This is a genomic window from uncultured Campylobacter sp., from assembly GCF_938045225.1.
GTDB lineage: Bacteria > Campylobacterota > Campylobacteria > Campylobacterales > Campylobacteraceae > Campylobacter_A.
Genome location: NZ_CALINL010000127.1, coordinates 1 through 2,872, shown reverse-complemented (window position 1 = coordinate 2,872; position 2,872 = coordinate 1). Strand labels below are relative to the sequence as shown.

At 47.1% G+C, this 2,872-nt stretch carries 5 protein-coding genes; 2 read left to right on the top strand and 3 right to left on the bottom strand.

The features are described 5' to 3' along the window. The 3 genes from Q0200_RS05025 to Q0200_RS05015 all read right to left on the bottom strand — a co-directional run. The coding region (locus Q0200_RS05025; protein WP_297938523.1) for an endonuclease V at positions 1–451 on the bottom strand (451 nt) is incomplete at its 3' end. Positions 452–530: 79 nt separating this feature from the next. After that, complete coding sequence (locus Q0200_RS05020) at positions 531–929, bottom strand: NfeD family protein (RefSeq protein WP_297938520.1); 399 nt, start codon at positions 927–929, stop codon at positions 531–533. Then, on the bottom strand, positions 926–1,846 hold the full coding sequence (locus Q0200_RS05015; RefSeq protein WP_009493831.1) for an SPFH domain-containing protein: 921 nt from the start codon (positions 1,844–1,846) through the stop codon (positions 926–928). The genes Q0200_RS05020 and Q0200_RS05015 overlap by 4 nt, the downstream gene beginning before the upstream one ends. A 107-nt stretch (positions 1,847–1,953) precedes the next feature. On the opposite strand from Q0200_RS05015, the gene Q0200_RS05010 reads away from it, so the two are divergent. Together Q0200_RS05010 and Q0200_RS05005 are read left to right on the top strand one after the other, a co-directional pair. Then, positions 1,954–2,406 (top strand): copper resistance protein NlpE N-terminal domain-containing protein, encoded by a 453-nt coding sequence (locus Q0200_RS05010; protein WP_297938515.1) that lies wholly within the window; start codon positions 1,954–1,956, stop codon positions 2,404–2,406. 39 nt (positions 2,407–2,445) lie between these two features. Further along, positions 2,446–2,872: MFS transporter (locus tag Q0200_RS05005; protein WP_366118275.1), on the top strand; the 427-nt coding region annotated here is incomplete at its 3' end.

The following is a 2,872-nucleotide window of genomic DNA, read 5'->3' as shown; positions in this document are numbered from 1 at the left end:
TTGTGGAAGAAGCAGAATCGTATCGCCGCGCCGCTTCATCCACATCCATGCCGATCGCGCTAATAAAAAGCGGCCTTTTGCTACCGCCTCTGCAAATTTCTCTTACAAATTTGCAGCTACCTTTAAAAGGCGATTTGGCTACGCCCACGACCTGTACTCTGCGCTCCAGGTGCTCGTATAAATGCCCGCCCAGACCGTATCTGCCATCGTCGTCAAGATAAACGAAACCGTCGATCACGATGAGCGAGATATCCCGTACATCCAAATCCTGCAAAAGCGAGACGATGCACGGTAGCTCCCTTTTATAAAAGCTTCCGCTCTCATAGGGCGCTACGCCATCTACTACTTTTGAGATGATTTTGAGCGGATTTTCGTCGCTAAAGTTTTCAAACAAAACCCCTACGACTTTAGCCTTGCTTCCCGTATAATACGCATCTACGGCAAGTTTCACCGCTATCCTTTTTTGGTTTAAATTTGAGCGGCGCAAAAAGGCAAACAAAGCATCAAAAAGCCGCCTCAAAAGCTCAAATTTAATCTTGCTCTAAAACGACTTTATTGCCTTTCGTGCCGAGCACGCGTACCTTCGAGCCCTCGGATAAATTTCCATCGTAGCGCCACAAAGTGCCTTTAAAATAAACCATACCCTCTCTGATCTCGCCCTCGCCGCTCTCGTTTAAAAAGTCGTCTTTGACCTCGCTTTCGTGCTGGTTAAATTTGGCCTTAAGCGGCTTTCTGAGCGCGAAAAGTAGGACTAACGAGGTGGTAGCGATGAGTAAAATTTGATACTCCCAAGCGATATCGATAAAAAATCCCAAAACTCCGACCGCTAAAAATCCAAGCCCGAAAAATAGCACGAAAAAGCTACCGAGCATAAACTCGAGCATGACTAGCCCAATGCCCGCAGCCAGCATCAAGTATGCGGGTATCATTTCGCCGCCCTAGCGCCCAAAAAGTCCTTTAAGACGCTTAAAGAGCCGATGAGCTCGGTCGCTTCGTAAGGGACTAAAATTTTATCTTTCGAGCCGTTTTTGGCTAGCTCGTTAAAGGCTCCGACGCGGTCGCGCGCTAGCAGGAACTCAGCAGCCTTGGCGTTTTGCGCCATGCTTTCGTTTATCATATCCATCGCCTCTTTTTGAGCCGTCGCTAGCGCGATTTGCTCGTATTTTTTCGCATCAGCCATACGCTCGATGGCTTCGGCTTGCAATACTTTTTCTTGCTTTAGCGCCTCGGCGTTGCGGATGAGCGCCTCTTTTTCGGCCTGCGCTTTTAGCTCGATCGCGCGTTTTTCGCGCTCGGCTTTCATCTGTAGATTCATCGCCTCTTCGATGCCGTGCGGGACGGAGATCTCGGAGATCTCGACGCGCATGATCTTTACGCCCCAGTTGTCGGCGGCGTCTCCGAGCGCTCTTTGTAGCGCGGAGTTTAGGCGGTCGCGCGAGCTAAGCGTATCATCAAGGTTCATCGCGCCGATCTCGCCGCGCAGCGTCGTCATGGCCAAATTAGCGATCGCGCGTTTGTAGCTATCGACGTTATATAGAGCCATTTTGCCGTCCACGACCTTTAAAAACACTATGCCGTCGACGCTTATGTTTACGTTATCTTTGGTGATGACTTGCTGCTTCGTGATATCTACTAACTGTTCGCGCACAGTGATCACGGCGCGGATCTGATCAACAAAAGGGATGATGATATGAAAACCGCCATCAAGCACCTTGTGAAATTTACCCAAACGCTCGACGATGTAGATATCAGACTGCGAGATGATCTTAATGCCGGCCTTTAAAAACAAGACCGCAAAGGCCAGCACGACCACGGCAAATACGATAAACGGGATGCTCTCTTCCATGACTACTCCTTAAAATATTTTTCATAATTTTAGCCGCTTTTTGCTAAAAAATCGCCATTTTAGCGGAAATTTTTTAGTATAATTAGCCAAAATTTTAAGGATAAATCATGAAAAATATTTTATTTTTAGCCGCGGCTGCGATGATATTTGCTGGCTGTGCGGCAAGCGGCGGCGCAAGCGCTGTAAATAGCAAAAAATGCGGCAGCACAGAGGTTTTTGAAACCTGCGGCACCGAGATAGATAAGGAAAATTTGATCGGCGTTTACGAAGCTAAGGTGTTTTGCGACGGATGTAGCGAAAACTCAAAAAGCACGCTAACACTAAACGCGGACAAAACGTTTAAAATCGACACCATTTATCAAAAAAAGATCGCGCAAAGAGAGATGCAAAAGGGCAAATACGAGATAGAGGGCAGCACCCTAAGCATGGCGAATCAATACCGCGAAAAGCTAAATTTCGAGATTAACGGCGATACGCTACGCCAGATCAGCAACCAAAACAGCTTTATCAAAGAAAATTTCGCCCAGGAGCGCATCTACAAAAAGCTAGAAGCAAACTAATCGGCAAATTTAGCGCTCAAATTTGACCCGAAGCCCAAAATGAGTAAATTTATCGACCTACTAAAAAACCAGCCCGTTTTCGCGCGCCTCTCGCTCATACAACTGATTTGCTATTTTGGCGTTTGGTTCTCGCACACGGGCATTTTTACGCTGCTTATCGAGCTTGACGCGCCCGTTTGGGCGATCACGGCGGCGGCTGCGTTAGCTTTCGTGCCGGGCGTGCTGCTATCGCCTTTTAGTGGTATCGTAGTGGATAAATTTAGCCCAAAACCGATGCTTGTTATCATGATGGCGGTTGAGACCATAAGCGTTTTTATGCTGCTTTTTATAAATTCACTCGATTTTTTATGGCTGCTTTTGCTTATCATTTTTGTTAGAAACGGCGTTGGCGGGATGTATTTTCAAGTAGAGATGAGCGTGCTACCAAAAATTTTGAGCAAAGAGAGCCTAAAGCTTGCAAACGAGA